Source organism: Caballeronia sp. LjRoot29, from assembly GCF_964252755.1.
Taxonomy (GTDB): Bacteria; Pseudomonadota; Gammaproteobacteria; order Burkholderiales; family Burkholderiaceae; genus Caballeronia.
The window spans coordinates 50,955-68,799 of sequence record NZ_CAXUPU020000018.1; the positions used below are offsets into that span (position 1 = coordinate 50,955).

General features: G+C 59.3%; 19 protein-coding genes. 2 read left to right on the forward strand and 17 right to left on the reverse strand.

Features of this window, described 5'->3' with window-relative positions:
* Positions 1-376: 376 nt before the first annotated feature.
* The 6 genes from ACSQ83_RS19880 to edd all read right to left on the reverse strand — a co-directional run bounded on the left by ACSQ83_RS19880 (position 377) and on the right by edd (position 5,416).
* Complete coding sequence (locus ACSQ83_RS19880) at positions 377-616, reverse strand: hypothetical protein (protein ID WP_436229336.1); 240 nt, start codon at positions 614-616, stop codon at positions 377-379.
* Entirely contained in the window at positions 613-771 is a 159-nt protein-coding gene (locus tag ACSQ83_RS19885; RefSeq protein WP_436229337.1) for a hypothetical protein, read from the reverse strand. The genes ACSQ83_RS19880 and ACSQ83_RS19885 overlap by 4 nt, the downstream gene beginning before the upstream one ends.
* Positions 768-1,262: a gluconokinase gene (locus tag ACSQ83_RS19890; protein WP_414950106.1), complete on the reverse strand. Its 495-nt coding sequence runs from the start codon at positions 1,260-1,262 to the stop codon at positions 768-770. The genes ACSQ83_RS19885 and ACSQ83_RS19890 overlap by 4 nt, the downstream gene beginning before the upstream one ends.
* Before the next feature lie 10 nt (positions 1,263-1,272).
* A complete protein-coding gene (locus ACSQ83_RS19895; RefSeq protein ID WP_436229338.1) occupies positions 1,273-2,637 on the reverse strand; it encodes a GntP family permease in 1,365 nt (454 codons plus the stop codon).
* A gap of 242 nt (positions 2,638-2,879) precedes the next feature.
* The gene (gene eda / locus ACSQ83_RS19900) at positions 2,880-3,515 is read right to left on the reverse strand and encodes a bifunctional 4-hydroxy-2-oxoglutarate aldolase/2-dehydro-3-deoxy-phosphogluconate aldolase (protein WP_414966485.1); all 636 of its coding nucleotides are present in this window, start codon (positions 3,513-3,515) and stop codon (positions 2,880-2,882) included.
* A 59-nt stretch (positions 3,516-3,574) separates the two neighbouring features.
* A complete protein-coding gene (gene edd / locus ACSQ83_RS19905) occupies positions 3,575-5,416 on the reverse strand; it encodes a phosphogluconate dehydratase (protein ID WP_414950102.1) in 1,842 nt (613 codons plus the stop codon).
* A gap of 309 nt (positions 5,417-5,725) precedes the next feature.
* On the opposite strand from edd, the gene ACSQ83_RS19910 reads away from it, so the two are divergent.
* Positions 5,726-6,571, forward strand: a complete 846-nt coding sequence (locus ACSQ83_RS19910) for a MurR/RpiR family transcriptional regulator (RefSeq protein WP_436229339.1) — start codon at positions 5,726-5,728, stop codon at positions 6,569-6,571.
* 207 nt (positions 6,572-6,778) lie between these two features.
* Here the strand turns inward: ACSQ83_RS19910 and ACSQ83_RS19915 are convergent, their stop codons facing one another.
* The 6 genes from ACSQ83_RS19915 to ACSQ83_RS19940 all read right to left on the reverse strand — a co-directional run bounded on the left by ACSQ83_RS19915 (position 6,779) and on the right by ACSQ83_RS19940 (position 9,698).
* The gene (locus ACSQ83_RS19915) at positions 6,779-7,087 is read right to left on the reverse strand and encodes a YadA-like family protein (protein ID WP_436229380.1); all 309 of its coding nucleotides are present in this window, start codon (positions 7,085-7,087) and stop codon (positions 6,779-6,781) included.
* Positions 7,039-8,067, reverse strand: coding sequence for a hypothetical protein (locus ACSQ83_RS19920; protein WP_436229340.1), 1,029 nt, complete (start codon positions 8,065-8,067; stop codon positions 7,039-7,041). The genes ACSQ83_RS19915 and ACSQ83_RS19920 overlap by 49 nt, the downstream gene beginning before the upstream one ends.
* Positions 8,068-8,219: 152 nt before the next feature.
* Complete coding sequence (locus tag ACSQ83_RS19925) at positions 8,220-8,426, reverse strand: hypothetical protein (RefSeq protein WP_436229341.1); 207 nt, start codon at positions 8,424-8,426, stop codon at positions 8,220-8,222.
* A 77-nt stretch (positions 8,427-8,503) separates the two neighbouring features.
* On the reverse strand, positions 8,504-9,121 hold the full coding sequence (locus tag ACSQ83_RS19930; RefSeq protein WP_436229342.1) for a hypothetical protein: 618 nt from the start codon (positions 9,119-9,121) through the stop codon (positions 8,504-8,506).
* Positions 9,122-9,202: 81 nt separating this feature from the next.
* Positions 9,203-9,385, reverse strand: coding sequence for a hypothetical protein (locus ACSQ83_RS19935; RefSeq protein WP_414950091.1), 183 nt, complete (start codon positions 9,383-9,385; stop codon positions 9,203-9,205).
* Entirely contained in the window at positions 9,303-9,698 is a 396-nt protein-coding gene (locus tag ACSQ83_RS19940) for a hypothetical protein (RefSeq protein WP_414950089.1), read from the reverse strand. Before ACSQ83_RS19940 ends, ACSQ83_RS19935 begins: the two co-directional genes overlap by 83 nt.
* 789 nt (positions 9,699-10,487) lie before the next feature.
* Between ACSQ83_RS19940 and ACSQ83_RS19945 the strand changes: the two genes are divergently transcribed.
* Positions 10,488-11,264, forward strand: a complete 777-nt coding sequence (locus ACSQ83_RS19945; RefSeq protein ID WP_436229343.1) for a copper homeostasis protein CutC — start codon at positions 10,488-10,490, stop codon at positions 11,262-11,264.
* 97 nt (positions 11,265-11,361) lie between these two features.
* Here ACSQ83_RS19945 and ACSQ83_RS19950 read toward each other — a convergent pair whose 3' ends face one another.
* The 5 genes from ACSQ83_RS19950 to leuS form a co-directional block, all read right to left on the reverse strand.
* Positions 11,362-11,778: a CopD family protein gene (locus ACSQ83_RS19950; protein WP_436229344.1), complete on the reverse strand. Its 417-nt coding sequence runs from the start codon at positions 11,776-11,778 to the stop codon at positions 11,362-11,364.
* A 56-nt stretch (positions 11,779-11,834) separates the two neighbouring features.
* Positions 11,835-13,112, reverse strand: coding sequence for a glutamate-5-semialdehyde dehydrogenase (locus ACSQ83_RS19955; RefSeq protein WP_436229345.1), 1,278 nt, complete (start codon positions 13,110-13,112; stop codon positions 11,835-11,837).
* Positions 13,113-13,197: 85 nt separating this feature from the next.
* Positions 13,198-14,313 (reverse strand): DNA polymerase III subunit delta, encoded by a 1,116-nt coding sequence (gene holA / locus ACSQ83_RS19960; RefSeq protein WP_436229346.1) that lies wholly within the window; start codon positions 14,311-14,313, stop codon positions 13,198-13,200.
* 17 nt (positions 14,314-14,330) lie between these two features.
* The gene (locus ACSQ83_RS19965) at positions 14,331-14,882 is read right to left on the reverse strand and encodes an LPS assembly lipoprotein LptE (RefSeq protein WP_436229381.1); all 552 of its coding nucleotides are present in this window, start codon (positions 14,880-14,882) and stop codon (positions 14,331-14,333) included.
* 104 nt (positions 14,883-14,986) lie between these two features.
* Entirely contained in the window at positions 14,987-17,581 is a 2,595-nt protein-coding gene (gene leuS / locus ACSQ83_RS19970) for a leucine--tRNA ligase (protein ID WP_436229347.1), read from the reverse strand.
* Positions 17,582-17,845 lie beyond the last annotated feature (264 nt).

Here is a 17,845-nt window from a genome sequence, read left to right on the forward strand (position 1 = left end):
AGATCAGGATGTCGAATCAATGATTGAGAATATCGCAAAAAATATAGGTTAAATTCACCTATGCCGCGAAAGGCTATTCGGTTTTATGACGCGAGTCGATCACATTGGTGCAACGCTTTATTGCATTTTTTGCTTGAGGCCGAGAGGACAAACTTTATAGACCAAGTAAAGAAATTATCTCGGCGTTTGCTTCTGTTGGCGCAGCGTCGTAGCGAGTCCTCGGACGGTGTAATCAGTTTGCGCTCCAATACGCGATTGCCATGAGAATGCGACTCGGCAAAAGGCAACAAAAGCCGTTCACGGATCACTCCGGTAACGGCTTGGCTTTCTGCTTGCGTTCTTGATCAACCGCTCTCCTCAACCAGCGAGAGCGGATTCACACCTTAATGCACGATGATCTGCACGCCTTGCTGAACCAGCAACTCGGTATGCGCACCCGAGTGCTCGGTACGCCCGACGGGCTCGTCTCGAGCACATAGATGTCATGCGTGCCGCTACCCAGATCCTTTTCGGGCTGAACCGTCCACTTGCCGTCCCCGCAAATAATGACCGAGCCGATCGGCGTTGCGCCGTCGTACATCGTGATCTTGTCCCCCGGCGTAACCGTCCCGCTCATGTCGGATGCGGGTCACTTGTCGGACCGACAATCGGCACGCCGTGATCGTCGGTTATGCCGTTGATGACCGGCTTGACCGGCGCTGCTCCTGACGCAACGGTGACGGCCATTGGATCCCCCGCCGCACCGGAGTGACCCGTGGTATCCGTAGTCAACGATCCTTCACTTCCTTCAACACTTTGTCCACAAGCTGCTCAGGCGACAACGCAATGTCCGCTTCAATCGCTTCGTCAGGTCCCGGCGGTTCAAGCGTATCGAGCTGGCTTTGCAACAACGCCGGGTCAAAGAAATGGCCCTTGCGCGTCTTGATCCGTTCGCGCAGCAATTCCGGCGATCCCTTCAAATAAACGAAGGTCACGTCCTTGTCGCCCTGGCGGAGAATGTCGCGGTATACGCGTTTCAACGCCGAGCACGCATACACATGCACGGTGCCGGTCGCCTGCTTTTCCACTATCGATGCCCGAATCGCATTCAGCCAGGGCCAGCGATCCTCATCCGTCAAGGGAATGCCCTTGTGCATCTTGTCCTTGTTAGCCTGGCTGTGAAAGCTGTCGGCATCGGCGAAATCGCAGTTCAGCCGCCGCGCCAGCATTTCGCCAATTGTCGTCTTGCCACAGCCGGATACACCCATCACGATCAATATCATCAGAATCTCCTTACACGACCGACGCTAGCACGAAGGTCAAACCCAAACCCATTACCGAAATGATCGTCTCGCACAGTGACCAGGTCTTGAACGTCTGACCCACCGTCATGCCGAAATATTCCTTGATCAGCCAGAAACCGCCATCGTTCACGTGCGAGAAAATCAGCGAGCCGCAACCGGTTGCCAGCACCAGTAATTCAGGGCTCACGCTCGCCCCTGCCGCCGATGCGATCGGCGCGACGATCCCGCACGCAGTGGTCATGGCGACAGTCGCGGAACCGGTTGCCAGACGAATCAGCGCCGCGACGAACCAGCCAAGCAACAGCGGCGATAAATGCGCGGCCGTTGCGACGGTTACCAGCTGCTGCGAAATCCCGCTCTCGCGCAGCACATTACCGAAGCCGCCACCGGCGCCCACAATCAATGTGATCCCTGCAATGGGCGCCAGCGACTCGCCGCAGAATTTCTGGATCTGCTCGCGATCAAACCCGCGCGACTTCCCGAAGCTCCAGAAGCTGAACAGCACCGCGATCAGCAACGCCACGTCCGAATTGCCGATGAAATGCAGCACATCATTCGGCAAGGTTTTCGGCGTGGAGATCAGGTCCGCCCAGCTGCCAATCAGCATCAAGATCACGGGCAGCAAAATGGTGAACAACGTGATGCCGAAACCCGGCAGTTCGCGCGGCGGATCACCTTCCTTGCGTGAATCGATGAACTGCGCCGCGAGCGGATTGTGCTCTGGCAGCTTGATGTATTTGTGGATCAGCAACGCGAACAGCGGACCCGCGACAATCGCCGTCGGCACGCCGACGATCAGCCCGTAGATGATCGTGCGGCCAATATCCGCGTGATACGCCTGCACGGCGAGCATGGCGGCCGGGTGCGGCGGGATCAGCCCGTGGACAACGGAAAGACCGGCGACCATCGGCAAGCCGATCAGCAGCAGCGACTTGCCCGTGCGCTTCGCCACGTTGAAAGCAATCGGAATCAGCAGCACAAAGCCGACTTCAAAGAACACCGGCAAGCCGACTATGATCGCCACGACCATCATTGCCCAGTGAATATGTTTTTCGCCGAACCACGCAATCAGCGTATTAGCGACTCTTTCGGCTCCGCCCGATTCGGCCATCATCTTGCCGAGCATCGTGCCAAGACCGACCACGATCGCTATGTGCCCAAGCGTATTGCCATTGCCCGTTTCGAAGGCCTTCACGATCTTGTCCATTGGCATGCCGGCGGCGAGGCCAAGCAGCAATGAAACGATGATCAGGACGAGAAACGGATAAACCTTGTAGCGCGTGATCAGCAGGATCAGCAGCCCAATTGCAATCACCCCGTACACCAGCAGCATGCTGCCGTGGACTGGCTCCATGTAGCGCCTCCCATGTTCGTTGATGTTTCTTTCCTGCGCTGCGGTTTTCATCGACTTTCAGAACGGACGATGGATCAACGCGTGCAGTCGGCTAATGACTGTTGCGGATTTTACTTGCAGGTTGAGAAACTCGCGCGGTAAGGGTGTCCAAATGTGAAAAAACCACCGCGGTCGAGTGCGGAGGTTTTTGGGTTACTACTTATTGCGAAGGGTGAGGCGTGGACTGGCCCTCCTTGCGCACGTCAGTGCTGTGGTGGCGCCAGCGTGCTCGCTGCACGAGCGAGACGTGTGACCTCTTCCCAGTTGCGCGCGGTGAGCGCAGCCTTGGGCGTCAGCCACGAACCACCCACGCACACCACGTTCGGCAGCGCCAGGAAGCTCGGCGCCGTTTCAGCGGTGATGCCGCCCGTCGGGCAGAACTTCAAACCGGGGAACGGACCGTTGAGCGCTTGCAACATCGCGATGCCGCCCGCCTGTTGTGCCGGGAACAGCTTCACGATTTCGTAGCCGAGCTCTATTGCCACGATGATGTCCGTCGGCGTCATCACGCCCGGCAGAAGCGGCAGTCCGCAATCGAGCGCAGCCTGGTGGATGTCTTTCGTCAGTCCCGGCGATACCCCGAACTGCGCGCCCGCTTTCTTGGCTTGCCCGCAATGCTCAGGCTTGGTGATCGTGCCAACACCGACCACGATGTCATCGGCCAAATGGCTCGCCCGTTCTATTGCTTCAAGTCCTGCTGCCGTGCGCAACGTGATCTCGAGAACCTTCACACCACCCGCGTGCAGCGCGCGCGAAACGCTTTCGCCCTGTTCGGCCGATTCGAAAGCAAGCACCGGAATAACCGGCCCGAGGCGCACGATTTCGCTTACTGATTTCATTTGTTGCTCCTTATGTTGGATCTCTTCGGCTGCATGGCACTTCTTAGGCAAAGTTGCCTTTACTTCGCCTCTCCGACCATCGGGCCGAACACTGACGCGCCCAGCTCCGCCGGCATCGCTGCGTTGCGGAACACGCCGAACAGCTCGCGTCCAAAGCCTACTTCGTTTTCCGCCTGATGCTTCGGCTGCTCGACTTCACGCGCAGCCCATTCGCCAGCATCAATCTCAATATCAAGCACGCCCTTGTTTGCATCGATAACAATCATGTCGCCCGTGCGGACCTTACCAATCGGACCGTGCAGCAACGCTTCCGGCGAGATATGGATCACGGCGGGAACCTTGCCCGATGCCCCCGACATGCGCCCGTCCGTCACCAACGCCACATGGAAGCCCTGATCCTGCAACACGCCGAGAAGCGGCGTCAACCGGTGCAACTCCGGCATGCCGTTCGCGCGCGCTCCCTGGAACCGCACAATAGCCACGAAATCACGCTTGAGCTCGCCGTTATCGAAGGCTTCTTGCACTTGTTCCTGCGAATCAAAAACAATCGCCGGCGCCTTCACGTGCCGATGCGCGTCCGCCACCGCCGAAATCTTGATGACGCCGCGACCGAGCTTGCCTTGCATCAGACGCAGACCGCCATCGGGTGCGAACGGTTCCTTGTGGCTGCGTAAAACTTTTGTGTCGTGGCTGGATTCGGCGCCGTCGACCCATTGCAGCTTGCCATCGATTAATTTCGGTTCGCGCGTGTAGTGCTTGAGGCCTTCGCCCGCGACCGTTTTAACGTCTTCGTGCAGCAACCCGGCACTGAGCAAATCGCGCACCAGATACGCCACGCCGCCGGCAGCGTGGAAATGGTTCACATCGGCCTTGCCGTTCGGATAGATCCGCGCCGTCAGCGGCACGGCTTGCGAGAGCTCATCGAAGTCATTCCAGTCGATCACGATGCCCGCCGCGCGCGCGATCGCCACAAGATGCAGAGTGTGGTTGGTCGAACCGCCTGTTGCCAGCAACGCAACGATGCCGTTCACGATGGCTTTTTCATCGACCACATGGCCAACCGGCGTGTAATGGCCACGCTCGACCGTCAATTCGAGAACGCGCTTGGCGGCTTCTGCGGTCAGCGCGTCCCGTAATGGCGTATGCGGATGGATGAACGCCGAACCCGGCAGATGCAAGCCCATCACTTCCATCAGCATCTGGTTGCTGTTCGCCGTGCCGTAGAAAGTACACGTGCCGTGGCCGTGATACGCAGCGGCTTCCGCTTCGAGCAGCGCGTCCCGGTCGCACCCGCCCGTTGCGAACTGCTGGCGGACCTTGGCCTTGTCGTCGTTCGTGAGGCCGCTGGTCATGGGCCCGGCGGGCACGAAAACAGTTGGCAGATGACCGAATTGCAGCGCGCCAATCAAGAGGCCCGGTACGATCTTGTCGCAGATGCCGAGGCACAGGGCGGCATCGAACATATTGTGGGTCAGCGCGACCGCCGTGCTCATGGCAATCACTTCGCGCGAAAACAGCGACAGTTCCATGCCCGCGTTGCCTTGCGTCACGCCATCGCACATGGCAGGAACGCCGCCGGCGAATTGCGCCACACCGCCCGCTTCGCGCGCTGCCTGCTTGATGATGTCGGGATAATTCTTGAAAGGCGCGTGAGCCGAGAGCATCTCGTTATAAGACGAAACAATGCCGATGTTCGGCTCTTTGACCGCCTTGATCGAGATTTTTTCCTGGCCCTCAAGGCCGGCGAAGCCGTGCGCGAGGTTGGCGCACGACAATGCGCCGCGGGCGGGGAAATGACCTTGGGCGCCATCGATACGCGCCAGATACGCCGCGCGCGTCGGCTTACTGCGCTCGATCACGCGTTGCGTCACGGTGTTGAGATGCGAATGCGGGGAAACCATCGAAACTCCTTCGCCGATGGGCGGCGAGCGGGCGATTGACGCCAGGTTGAACGATCGCGGGAAACCGGGTTGATTTTGTTTTTGAGACGTCCCGTGCCATGAACAGAATTTTAGTAGAAAAACTACATAATCACCATCTGGAAAACCCTTAGTTTTCGCCTGAATTGGCTGAGCTGTTACGGGTAGGCTTACTTTGAATGCTTATTATCGATACCGAATGAACTTTGTTGCGTGTTTTGTTCTGTAGTTTTTGTACATTCTTACGAATCAGCTATAGTCCACGCAATTCCAGCATAGGCGAGATTCCCGATGTTGCTGTCCCAGGTCGAAGCAATGCGCGAGCAATTGCGCCCCTCCGAGCGCAAGCTTGCCGATTACGTCCTTGAAGCGCCGCGCGAGGTGCTTGATCTGGCCATGACCGACTTCGCCGCGCGCGCGGGGGTAAGTCAGCCGACTATCGCGCGTTTTTGTCAGGCGCTGGGGTTTTCAGGGTTCCGCGAATTCAAGATCCGGCTGGCCCAAAGCATTGCCTCCGACGTCCCTGCGCCCGCAGTTTTCCGCGACGTTCGCGCCGATGAACCTGCGGCCGGCGTTGCAGCGAAGGTGCTGGATCGGACTATCGGCGCGTTGCTACAGGTGCGCAACAGTTTGTCATCGGATAGCGTGGCGGCCGCGATCACATTGCTGGCGGAGGCGCGGCGCATCGAGTTCTATGGCGCGGGAGGGTCGGGAATTGCAGCGCTCGATATCCAGCACAAGTTCTTCCGTCTTGGTGTGCCGAGCGTGGCGTATTCCGATCCGCATACGTACACCACATCGGCAACGTTGTTGGCTGCCGGGGACGTGGTGGTGGTGATTTCGAACACGGGCCGGACACGCGACATTCTCGAGGCGGTGAAATCGGCGCTGCATGGCGGTGCAAAGGTGATCGCGATTACACATGGCAATTCGCCGCTCGCACGCATGGCGAGCGTAGGCCTGTTCGCGAACGTAGACGAAGACACGGATATCTTTTCGCCGATGACATCGCGCGTTTCGCACCTCGCGATCGGCGACATTCTGGCAGTGGGTGTGGCGCTGGCGCGTGGACCCGAGTTTGCAGAGAGATTGGCTGAAGCGAAGGGTGTGCTTGATCGACGACGAGTAGAAAAATAATCAGGGTTGGCATTCGGGCTGCCGTCCAACGCTGATCCAGGAACTGACCTCGTGGTTGAGGCGATCAGGCCTGCAGCAGGCGAAAAAAAGCGGGTTCTTCCGAAGAAGAACCCGCTTTTAGTTTAATTACAGCTTAAAAACTGACAAGACCAACCTTCCGAAAAACCCGGCTTTGACGAACCGGGCTCCCCTCAGGTCAGACTTCGATTACCACCGGTACGAAGCACCAGCACCGACCGTTGTACCCGCTGCCGACCAACCGGCACCCACGCGGACCTTGATGTTTTGCGTGATACAAGCCGCACCGCAAATGGCCGTTGCTGCATAGCCTTGGAACGTACCACCCCCAATACCGATCGACAGCGTCTTGTTCGCGTCGACGTCCCGGATCATGGCCAGCGCAGTGGCTGCCGCAATACCGCTGTAAGCCTTACGAGCAATACCGCCCATCGCCGAGTTCATCTGGTTCAGGTTGACAGCGTCCGTACCCTGCGCACCGGCTGCAACGTTCGTGATCTGGCGTTGCTGGTCACCGGAACCGACCGAACGCTGTTGTCACGATCAGCAACCAAGTTCGCACCCAGCGCCACTGCGTTGTTGGCCGGAGCCGAAGCACCGTTGCCAATAGCGACCGAGTCCGTACCCGATGCGCCCGCGCCGCGACCAATCACCACTACGCCCGAACCCGTGCCGGTTGCTCCGCCGCCGCCAATCACAATTGCGTGATCGCCAGAAGCCGAAGCGCCGTCACCCAGGGCGATTGCGTCGTTGCCAGTTGCCGAAGCAGCTGCTGGCGACGTACCGTTGGTGCCGTTCGTACCGTTCGTACCATTGATGCCGATGCTGCTGGAACCCATGGTAGAGAAGTTCTTCACCGACGTTTCGAGTGCCGAGACATTGGCGTTCGTGGTGTTCAACTGGTCGCCGGTTACTGCGTCCGTGCTGCCTGCTTCCACTGCGCCAGCCGTCAGGTTCGTCAGCAACGTGGTACAAGTGCCGTTCGAGCCGGTCAGCGTGAGCTTGTCATGCGTCGACGAGTCATACGCCACTTCGTTCGGATTTGCTACACCGTTCGTCGTGATGTTGTTCACTTGCGTCTGCAGGGTCGTCAGGTTCGTCGTGTTGGTGGTTAAGCGGCCGTCAACATGGGTAATTGCATCACCCATGTTGTGAACCGTGTTACCGCCAACGCTAAACGAAGGCTGCGTGATCGAACCGTCGGCGTTCAGAGCTGCACCGCCGCCGATCGCCGTTGCGAGAGCGGAAGCAGTCTTGAACAGTTGCGAACCATTGATTGCGTCGTAGCTCGACTCACTCACGTTTCCAGCGTCTACGCCCGTAACCACGCGCTTCGTGCCATTCAGACCCGACACGTCGACTGTGTTACCCGTTGCCGTTGCACCCACCGTGATCGCGCCGGTCGTTGCATTCTGAAGCACCAGACCCTGACCCGAGGTCGCGTTCATATCCGCAATCTGGATCTGGGCCGTAGTCAAGCCGGTATCCAGTGCAGTCACGCGGAACCAACGTTGTTCTGGCTACCCTTCTGGACTGTGTACGTCGGTGCGGTGAAGACACCGGCTGCACTGACGCCTGCTCCGCCACCCAATGCTGCTGCCATCGGCTGCAACTGACTAACGTTGACTGCCTAAGTAAGCGTCGTACCTGCTGCAACACCCGTCAATTCACGAGCGGTGCCACCAGTAGCAGCGAAGTTCACATGGCTGCCTCCAACCTTGTTCGCCACCAGGATGTCGTGGCTCGTTGCATCTTGCGTGACCAAGCCCGTACCGGCATTGCTCAAATTGGCAACAGCGACGTTAGCGTCAGTCAAGCCCGTATCCAACGATGTCATGCTTCACCAACCGTGTGCTTGTCAGCCTTCTGGATGGTGTACGTCGGGCCAGTCACAGCACCGGTCGTTGCATCAACCTATGCACCGCCGCCGAGCGCGTCGACTGCCGGCTTCAGTTGAGCAAGGTTCACCGCTGAGGTAGCCGTCGTACCTGCTGCCACGTTGATCAGTTCACGAGCCGCATTCGCGCCATTTGCGAAGTTGACATGGTTACCGGTTGACGTCTTCGCAACCATGATGTCGTTGCTGGTGACGTCTTGAGTAACGAGATTCAGACCGCCGTCTCCGCCGCCGCCGTCTTTGATAGACTGCTTCATCTGGCTAACGTTGACCGCGTCCGTGTCAGCAATACCCTGAGCCACGTTCACGATCTTGCGCTCTTTACCCTTGGAACCAACAGAGATCACATTGTTCTGCGAACCATCGCTGCCTGAACCCAGCACAACGCTGTTCGTGCCCGTTACCTCGGCAATGTTGTTACCCAGTACGAAGGTGTTCGCGCCGGTTGCTGTCGTTCCATTACCCAGCAAGAACGAGCCGTCAGCCGTGCTCGTAACTGCTGCTTCCTTACCGATCGCAACGTTTCCCACACCGCCTGAGTATGCGCTCGATCCGATCGCAACCGCATCTTGACTATCGCCAACAGAGGAATAGCCGATCGACAGAGCATTCAAGCCGGTCACGCTGGCATTCACGCCAATCGCGGTGGCGCCAATGCCGTTCGAAATTGCACCGTTACCGATTGCAACAGCGTCCTGCGCGGTCGCAAGCGCGTTCTACCCAATTGCGACAGCCCTCACGTCGGTAGCATGTGTATTGAGGCCAATCGCCATTGCATCAGTACCTTCGGCAATGGTCGTCCCTGCTTTGTCCGTGTTACCGGTTGCAAGAACGTCGGTCCAGTTTGATATTGGTGCGGCTGCCACTGTTGGGTGCGGGTGCGCCGGCGCGGATATCATTCCGGCCGATAGGCTTCAAGAGCATGGCAAAACCGGTGTAGTTCGCCTTCAGCTGGCTCACGCCGATAGCCACCACTTTCGAGCCTGCTTCCGGCAACACGACGAGATAAGCCGCTTCCATCTCGATTTGGGCAGGTTGGTCGCCTTCCTTGATCTCCGCAGCCGGCTTGATGAGCTTGACGTCGTTCGGCGAACGGCCGATCAGGATGCAACCGCCGTGATCCTTTCGAAACAGCACGACGGGCAGCAACATGGGCGAGACTTCATTCGGCTGGCGTTCGATAACGCCGACTGAGAAGCCGGACTGCTCCATAGCAAGTTGCGCCTGCTTCGGTGAATGAATCGTCCCGCAGGCAGACCTGACAGCATGGACGCTTCGCTGGTTGGCTTGCCATGATAGGCAGCCATCCAGACGAGGCTTTGCAGCAAGGCGTCGTCGCCGTTCGGTTGCATGGGCGTTATCGCGCCCGGTACTTCATTTTTCATGGCTTTTGACTTTTGAGCGTCCGGGCGGAAGGCGTGAGCCCTCGGACCGGCCAGGGTGAGCGTCGCTATGAAACAACGCGGAACGATTCGTCGCGGGAAGCATTTATTTCAGCGGATGCATTATCTGCACGGGCTCTTACGCGGAAAATCGGAAGCGTCTTTAAATACAAATCGGGAAAGGAATCCGTAATTCCTGCTGCGCACTGGTTTAATGCGATGAGTTGATTCTCGGCGTCAGAGGCTCGGAGAACCATGAGAAACGTCCGAATTAAACGGATGCCGGACATCGCAAATAGAGATGCTTTTGCGCAGCGGAATCAAGGGCTTACGCAGGGGAATTCGAGCAGCGGCGGGGGTTGCAACGGAAGTCACGGCCGGACAGGCGCTGGCGCCGTTGCCCGGTTTTTCGGTTATTGCAAGATACTGAGTTGGTGTGTAGCGGACTGATAGCGACTGTCATGCCGATCTACTTCATAAGAAAGAGCCGCATGCGTGCGCCATGATCGAGTTGCGCTCATACAATTTCGGATCCCGAAGTCCCGGAGGACCTCAGGAATCGCCGATCTGAGCGATGTGCATTAAGCTGCGAGGGCGGCCTTAACCAGAAAACACATTCATGCCCACGTCACCGTTTTTGCTGGAAGTCTGTGCAGGTTCTGTCATCTCATGCCTCGCCGCGCAAGAAGGCGGCGCTGACCGCGTCGAGTTTTGCGACAACTTGCTGGAAGGCGGCACCACGCCTTCTTATGGATCTGTATCGAGCGCACGTGATAAGTTGTCCATACAGTTGAACGTGATCATCCGTCCACGCGGTGGCGACTTTCTTTACACGGACGTGGAATTTGACGTGATGGAGCGCGACATCATTGCCTGCAAGAGACTCGGTGTGGAGGGTGTCGTGATCGGGTTGCTGACGGCGGACGGTGATATCGATGTGCCCCGTACCAAGCATCTCGTTGAACTGGCTGCGCCCATGCCGGTCACGTTCCATCGCGCATTCGACGTCGCGCGCGATCCGCTCAAAGCGCTTGAAGACATCACCGCGACAGGTTGCACTCGCCTTCTCACTTCGGGCCAGGAAGCCAACGCGCTGGAAGGCGCACTCCTGATCAGCAAACTGCGTGAGGCTGCGGGCAAGCGGCTCACCGTCATGCCCGGTGCCGGCGTGCGGCTTAACAATATTGCGCAATTGATCGATGAAACGGGCTGCGTCGAATATCACACGTCGGGTCGGGCGCCGTTCGCCAGCGGCATGCGCTACCGAAATGAACGCGTCAAGATGGGGGGACCGGGACAGGACGAATACGCGATCGTCGAGACATCGGCGGATCTGGTGAAACAGATCATCGCTCGAGCGAACGAGAGCTGGGATAGACCCGAGCACCTTGGATAAGACCGCACAGATCACGCACTTGAGGCAGACGGAGCGGCCGAAAAGCAAAACGCCGGCACGTTGGCCGGCGTTTCTTTTACTGCAACATGCTTGCTGCTTAAAACGGTTTGACTACAACTAAAAGCGTCGCACCGAGCAGCCCAAGCACCGGCAATTCGTTAAACATTCGGTACCACTTATCAGAGCGCGTGTTCTCGCCGCGCTGAAAACGACGCAACAAAACACCGCAATACGCGTGGTACAGAATGATCAGCACCACAATGCCGAGCTTCGCGTGCATCCAGCCCTGCCCTTGCCCGATACCCACATCCAGCAACAGCCATAAACCACAAGCCAGCGCCGGCACCGCGATAAACGTCATGAAGCGGAACAGCTTGCGTGCCATGAGGAGCAAACGAGCGGTCGCTGCGGGCTCGGTTTCCATCGCGAGATTGACGAAGATACGCGGCAGGTAGAACAGGCCCGCAAACCACGAGGCCACTAATACTATATGCAGCGATTTGATCCAGAGCATTGGAATGGCGGTCTCGCTTATTGTCGTCGTTTGTTAGCGTCGTTTATTCGCGTCGTTTATTCGCGGATTTCGCCGTGACCGAGCACGACGTATTTCAGCGATGTCAAACCGTCCAGCCCAACCGGTCCGCGCGCGTGCAGCTTGTCGTTCGAAATGCCGATCTCCGCGCCAAGGCCGAATTCGAAGCCATCGGCGAAACGCGTCGATGCATTGACCATCACGCTCGCCGAATCCACTTCGCGAAGGAAGCGCATGGCGCGGTCGTGGTCTTCGGTGACAATGGCGTCGGTGTGATTCGAGCTATACGTGTTGATGTGCTCGATGGCTTCGTCCAGGTCGCTCACCAGTTTGATAGCCAGGATGGGCGCGAGATATTCGGTGCTCCAGTCGGCTTGAGTCGCGTCGTTGAGCGGGCCGTCGTATTTCGCTTGCTGCAACACGGCGCGCGCGGCGGGGTCGACGCGCAATTCCACGTCTTTCACCTTGAACGCGCTGGCGAGCAAAGGCAGCGCTTCTGCCGCAATGCTCTTCGCGATCAACAGCGTTTCCATCGTGTTGCACGTTCCGTAACGATGCGTTTTCGCGTTATCGCAGACGTTGAGCGCCTTGTTCAGATCCGCTCGGTCGTCCACGTAGACATGGCAGATGCCGTCCAGATGTTTGATCATCGGCACGCGCGCTTCGGCCATCAATCGTTCGATCAGTCCCTTGCCGCCGCGCGGCACGATCACATCGACGTACTCGATCATGGTGATCAGCCTGCCCACCGCCGCACGATCGGCAGTCGCGACAACTTGCACAGCTTCCTGCGGCAAACCGGCAGTTTCAAGGCCTTCACCGATCAACCGTGCCAACGCCGTATTGCATTCCAGCGCCTCGGAACCGCCGCGCAGGATGGTCGCGTTGCCCGACTTCAGGCACAAAGCGGCGGCATCGATAGTCACGTTCGGCCGCGATTCATAAATGATCCCGATCACGCCGAGCGGCACGCGCATCTGGCCGACCTGAATCCCGCTGGGCCGAAACTTCAGGCCGCTGATTTCACCAATCGGGTCAGGCAGCGCGGCCACTTGCCGCAAGCCTTCGATCATCGTATTGAGTGCTTTCTCCGACAACGTCAGGCGGTCGATAAACGCAGCGTCGTGGCCTTTATCGCGAGCGCGGGCAAGATCGCGCGCGTTGGCGTCTTTCAATGCCGCGCGCTCGCGTTCGATCGCGTTCGCCACCGCTTCGAGCGCGGCGTTCTTCGCGGCCGTCGATGCACGCGCCATCGCGCGCGAGGCCCGGCGCGCACGGCGGCCGAGTTCGGTCATGTATTCGTCGATGTCAGTCATCGTCATTCTCTTGGTTTCGTTCGACGCTGCGGTGTAGAGCAGATTTTGGCGTGGAGCGCCGAAATAGGTCGATTTTATGCCGGAGTCAGGCTGGGCGCTTTGACGGCGGTGCGAGCGGCACGCGGCGTTGCAGCGGGCTGCTCGACGACGCGACGGTCATCGCGAGCTCGAACATGCCGTCCCACGGGTCGGGCGGCGGATCGCCCGGGTTCGCACTGCCTCGCGGACCGGTACCGCCTGACAGGCCCTTGACCTGCCGATCCAGCTTCGCCGCCAGCGACAGCGCCTTTTCCAGCGTCGCTTCCGTCACACGCGTGAGAGCAGGGCCGATCAGCCGTTCGCGTGGTCCCCAGACGCGGTTCTCGCGCAGTAGCGTGGTGAGCGGCTTGCCGGCCGCGACGCCGCGTTTCATTCGCAGCAGCGTGCGTATTTCTTCGACCAGCGCCCAGATCACGAGCGTTCCAGCTTCGCCCTCGCCTTTCAGGCCGTCGAGCATGCGCGTGAGGCGCGCGACATCGCCGGTGAGCATGGCTTCATTGAGCTTGAATACGTCATAACGCGCGACGTTCAGTACGGCTTCGTGAATCTGTTCGAACGTCAGCACGCCCGCCGGATAGAGCAAACCCAGCTTCAGGATTTCCTGATGCGCGGCGAGCAGATTGCCCTCCACCCGTTCCGCGATAAACACCAGCGCCCGCCGTCCATCCTCGCCCGGCTCGACGCGCTGGTTTTGGGCGTTCAAGCGCTGGCCGAGCCACATGGGCAACTGCGCGCGCTCGACCGGATCGATCTTCATCATCACGCCCGGGCCGCTCAGCGCCGTGAACCACGCGGACTTCTGCGTGGCGGCGTCGAGCCGCGGCAAGGTGACGAGCATGAGGACATCGGGGTTATCGGCGGCGGCCAGGGTTTTCAGCGCCTCGCCACCTTCCTTGCCGGGCTTGCCCGTAGGAATGCGCAACTCGACCAGTTGACGGTCGCCGAAGAGCGACATCGATTGGCTTGCGCCCAATAGCGAACTCCAATCGAAGTAACGGTCGACCACAAACACCGAGCGATCCGTGAAACCCTTCGCCCGGGCACTCGCGCGAATCTTGTCGCACGCTTCCTGCGCGAGCAGATGCTCATCGCCATAGACGACGTACAAGCCTTTCGGCCCTTTCGCGAGATGCGCGTCGAGCGCGTCGAGCTTCAACTGCATTGTTCAGGCACCCGGGGTTACAGCGGCGGTACAGGCAAAGGCGCACGCGGCGCAATGCCAGGCGCTGCTTCATTCGGCGAAGGATGCAGCGAACGCACCACCGCAAGCCGGCGCGTCAACTGGTCCACGGCATCGAACTGCATGTCGCGATACAGCGTCTGCGCTTCAATACCCTTCGCCAGCGTGAACTGATCGCTATAGGTCAGCGCACGGTTCAGTGAAATCACGCTGGGTGGAATCAGCAAGGTTCCGTCGGCGCCAACCATCGAGTAACTCAGGTTGTAGTCGAGTTCATACTCCTGCACGACACCTTGTGCATTCAGGCTCAAGGTCTTCATGCCGTTGCCGCCGGTCAGCGAAAGGATCGCGTCGGGTTTTTCCGATACCTTGACGATCACCGTGTCGCTGCCGCCTTCCACCACGCGCTGGAGGCGCCCCAGCATTTCCGGCGTGCCGCCGCTAATGGCGAGCCGCTTGAACGCGTAGTCCTGCTGCCCGCGCAACTGGAAGCCGCATGCCGACAGCAGCGCCGCGCTGCATGCCAGCGTCAGGATCGAGCGACGGCTGATTGCGCGCTTGGTCTTCGCTTGGCTTTGGATCTGGGTCGAACTCAAGCTGACAGCTTTCCTGCTCACAACGTCCTCCAGGATTTTCACAGTGCGCGATGTCCGGTTCATACGACCACGTTCACCAACCGGCCCGGCACCACGACGACCTTCTTCGGCGCGCGCCCTTCCGAAAACTTCTCGAACATCTCGTGCGCGACCGCCACTTTTTCGATGTCCTCGCGGGACGCGTCCTTCGGCATGGTCAGCGATCCACGCACCTTGCCGTTGACCTGCAGCACGAGCTCAATTTCAGCCTGTTCGAGCGCGCTTTCGTCCACTTTCGGCCAGGACGCGTCGAGCAAACCGCCGTAGAGATTGGCGTAACCAAGTTCCTGCCACAATTGGAACGTGATGTGCGGCACGACCGGGTACAGCACGCGCAGCAACACACCGAAGGTCTCGGTGAGAACGGCGGGCGTCGCGTCCTTGGCAGCATCGACAGCGTTCAGCATCTTCATGGCCGCCGATACCACCGTGTTGTACTGCAAGCGGCCGTAGTCGAAATCGGCTTGCTTCAGGATGGTGTAGATTTCGCGGCGCAGCGTGCGGTCCGAGTCGTTCAGCTTCGATGTATCCAGCTTCGCGTGCGTTTTCAGCGTGTCCGCACGGCCATGCGCGAGTTGCCACACGCGACGCAAGAAGCGGCTTGCGCCTTCCACGCCCGTGCCCGACCATTCGAGCGATTGCTCGGGCGGAGCGGCGAACATCACGAAGAGACGCGCCGTGTCCGCGCCGTAGGCATCGATCAGCAATTGCGGATCAACACCGTTGTTCTTCGACTTCGACATCTTCTCCACGCCGCCAATCACCACCGGCTTGCCGTCGGCGTTCAGCACCGCGCCGACCGGTCGGCCTTTGTCGTCGTGCGTGACGGTCACGTCGGACGGGTTGATCCACGTCTTCTTGCCCGCCGCGTCTTCGCGGAAATAGGTTTCGTTGAGCACCATGCCCTGCGTAAGCAGGTTCTTCGCCGGTTCGCCGAACTTCACCAAACCCAAGTCGCGCATGACCTTCGTCCAGAAGCGGGAATACAAGAGGTGAAGAATCGCGTGCTCGATCCCGCCGATGTACTGATCCATCGGCATCCAGTAATCGGTGCGTTCGTCGACCATTGAGGTCGCGTCCGGCGCGGCATAACGCGAGAAATACCAGGCCGAATCGACAAACGTGTCCATGGTGTCCGTTTCGCGCTTGGCCGGCGCGCCGCACTTCGGGCACGTGCAATTCACGAACGCTTCAGACTTCGCGAGCGGATTGCCCGTGCCGTCCGGCACGAGGTCTTCCGGCAACACGACCGGCAAATCGGCTTCGGGCACCGGCACGTCGCCACATGTGGCGCAGTGGATGATCGGGATCGGCGTGCCCCAGTAGCGCTGGCGCGAAATGCCCCAGTCGCGCAGACGCCAAGTGATTTTTTTATCGCCGAGATCGAGCGCCTTCAGGTCCGCGGCGATCGCGTTGGTCGCGTCTGCGAATGTGAGACCGTCGTACTTGCCGCTATTGACGAGCGTGCCCGTGCCCTTCTCGGCGTACCACTCTTCCCACGCGTCGGTGCTGTAGGTCTTGCCTTCAACGGCAACCACTTGCTTGATCGGCAGCGCGTATTTCTTCGCGAACGCGAAGTCGCGTTCGTCGTGGGCCGGCACGCCCATCACGGCGCCTTCGCCGTAACTCATCAGCACGTAGTTGCCGATCCACACTTCGACCTTTTCCTGCGTCAGCGGATGCGTGACGAAAAAGCCCGTGGGCATGCCCTTCTTTTCCATCGTTGCGACGTCGGCTTCAGCCACGCCGCCGCGCTTGCATTCTTCGATAAACGCTTGCAACGCAGCGTTATCGCGAGCAAGGCGCGTTGCCAGCGGATGTTCGGCGGCAACGGCAGCGAACGTCACGCCCATGATGGTGTCGGCGCGCGTGGTGAACACGCGCAGCAATTTGCTTTCTCCGTCGATCTCGTACGGGAAGCCGAAATTCACGCCGAAGCTCTTGCCGATCCAGTTCTGCTGCATGACCTTCACGCGCTCGGGCCAGCCGAGGCCTTCCAGGTCGCCGAGCAACTGATCCGCGTAGTCCGTGATGCGCATGTAGTACATCGGGATTTCGCGCTTTTCCACCAGCGCACCCGAACGCCAGCCGCGCCCGTCGATCACCTGCTCGTTCGCGAGCACGGTCTGATCTTCCGGATCCCAGTTCACCGTCCCGGTCTTTTTATACGCGATGCCCTTTTCCAGCATCTTCAGGAACAGCCACTGGTTCCACTTGTAGTACTCGGGCTTGCACGACGCAATTTCCCGCGACCAGTCGATAGCGAGGCCCATCGACTGCATCTGCTTCTTCATGTAGTCGATGTTGTCGTAAGTCCACTTCGCCGGCGGCACGTTGTTCGCCATCGCGGCGTTTTCCGCCGGCATGCCGAACGCGTCCCAGCCCATGGGCATCAGCACGTTATGCCCGTTCATGCGCAGGAACCGGTACATCACGTCGTTGATCGTGTAGTTGCGCACGTGCCCCATGTGCAGCTTGCCCGACGGGTACGGCAGCATGGACACGCAGTAAAACTTGGGCTTGTCGCTGGTTTCGGTCGACCGGTAGACATCTTTCGCGCGCCAGTCGCTTTGCGCTGCGGATTCGACGTCGGCGGGTACGTATTTATCTTGCATGGTGGTTTTTGGCTTTCTTCGGCTAGTGCGGGCGTTCAGCGTTCGCCGGACCTGGCGCTCATGATCGCGTTCAGAGGTTTGGGGCCCGGCGGACGTGAAAACCGGGCAAAGCGTGATTATACCGGCTGTGATGGGTGGGCGACGCCGGGTGCCCTTGAGGCGCCAGCGATTTGAAACGACGCCTGTGGTGTTCGAACGCTTGCACGGCTCCACCCGTTTTTTGCCGACTGGCGAATCGGCCTCGCCACAGCAAACTATCCCGCC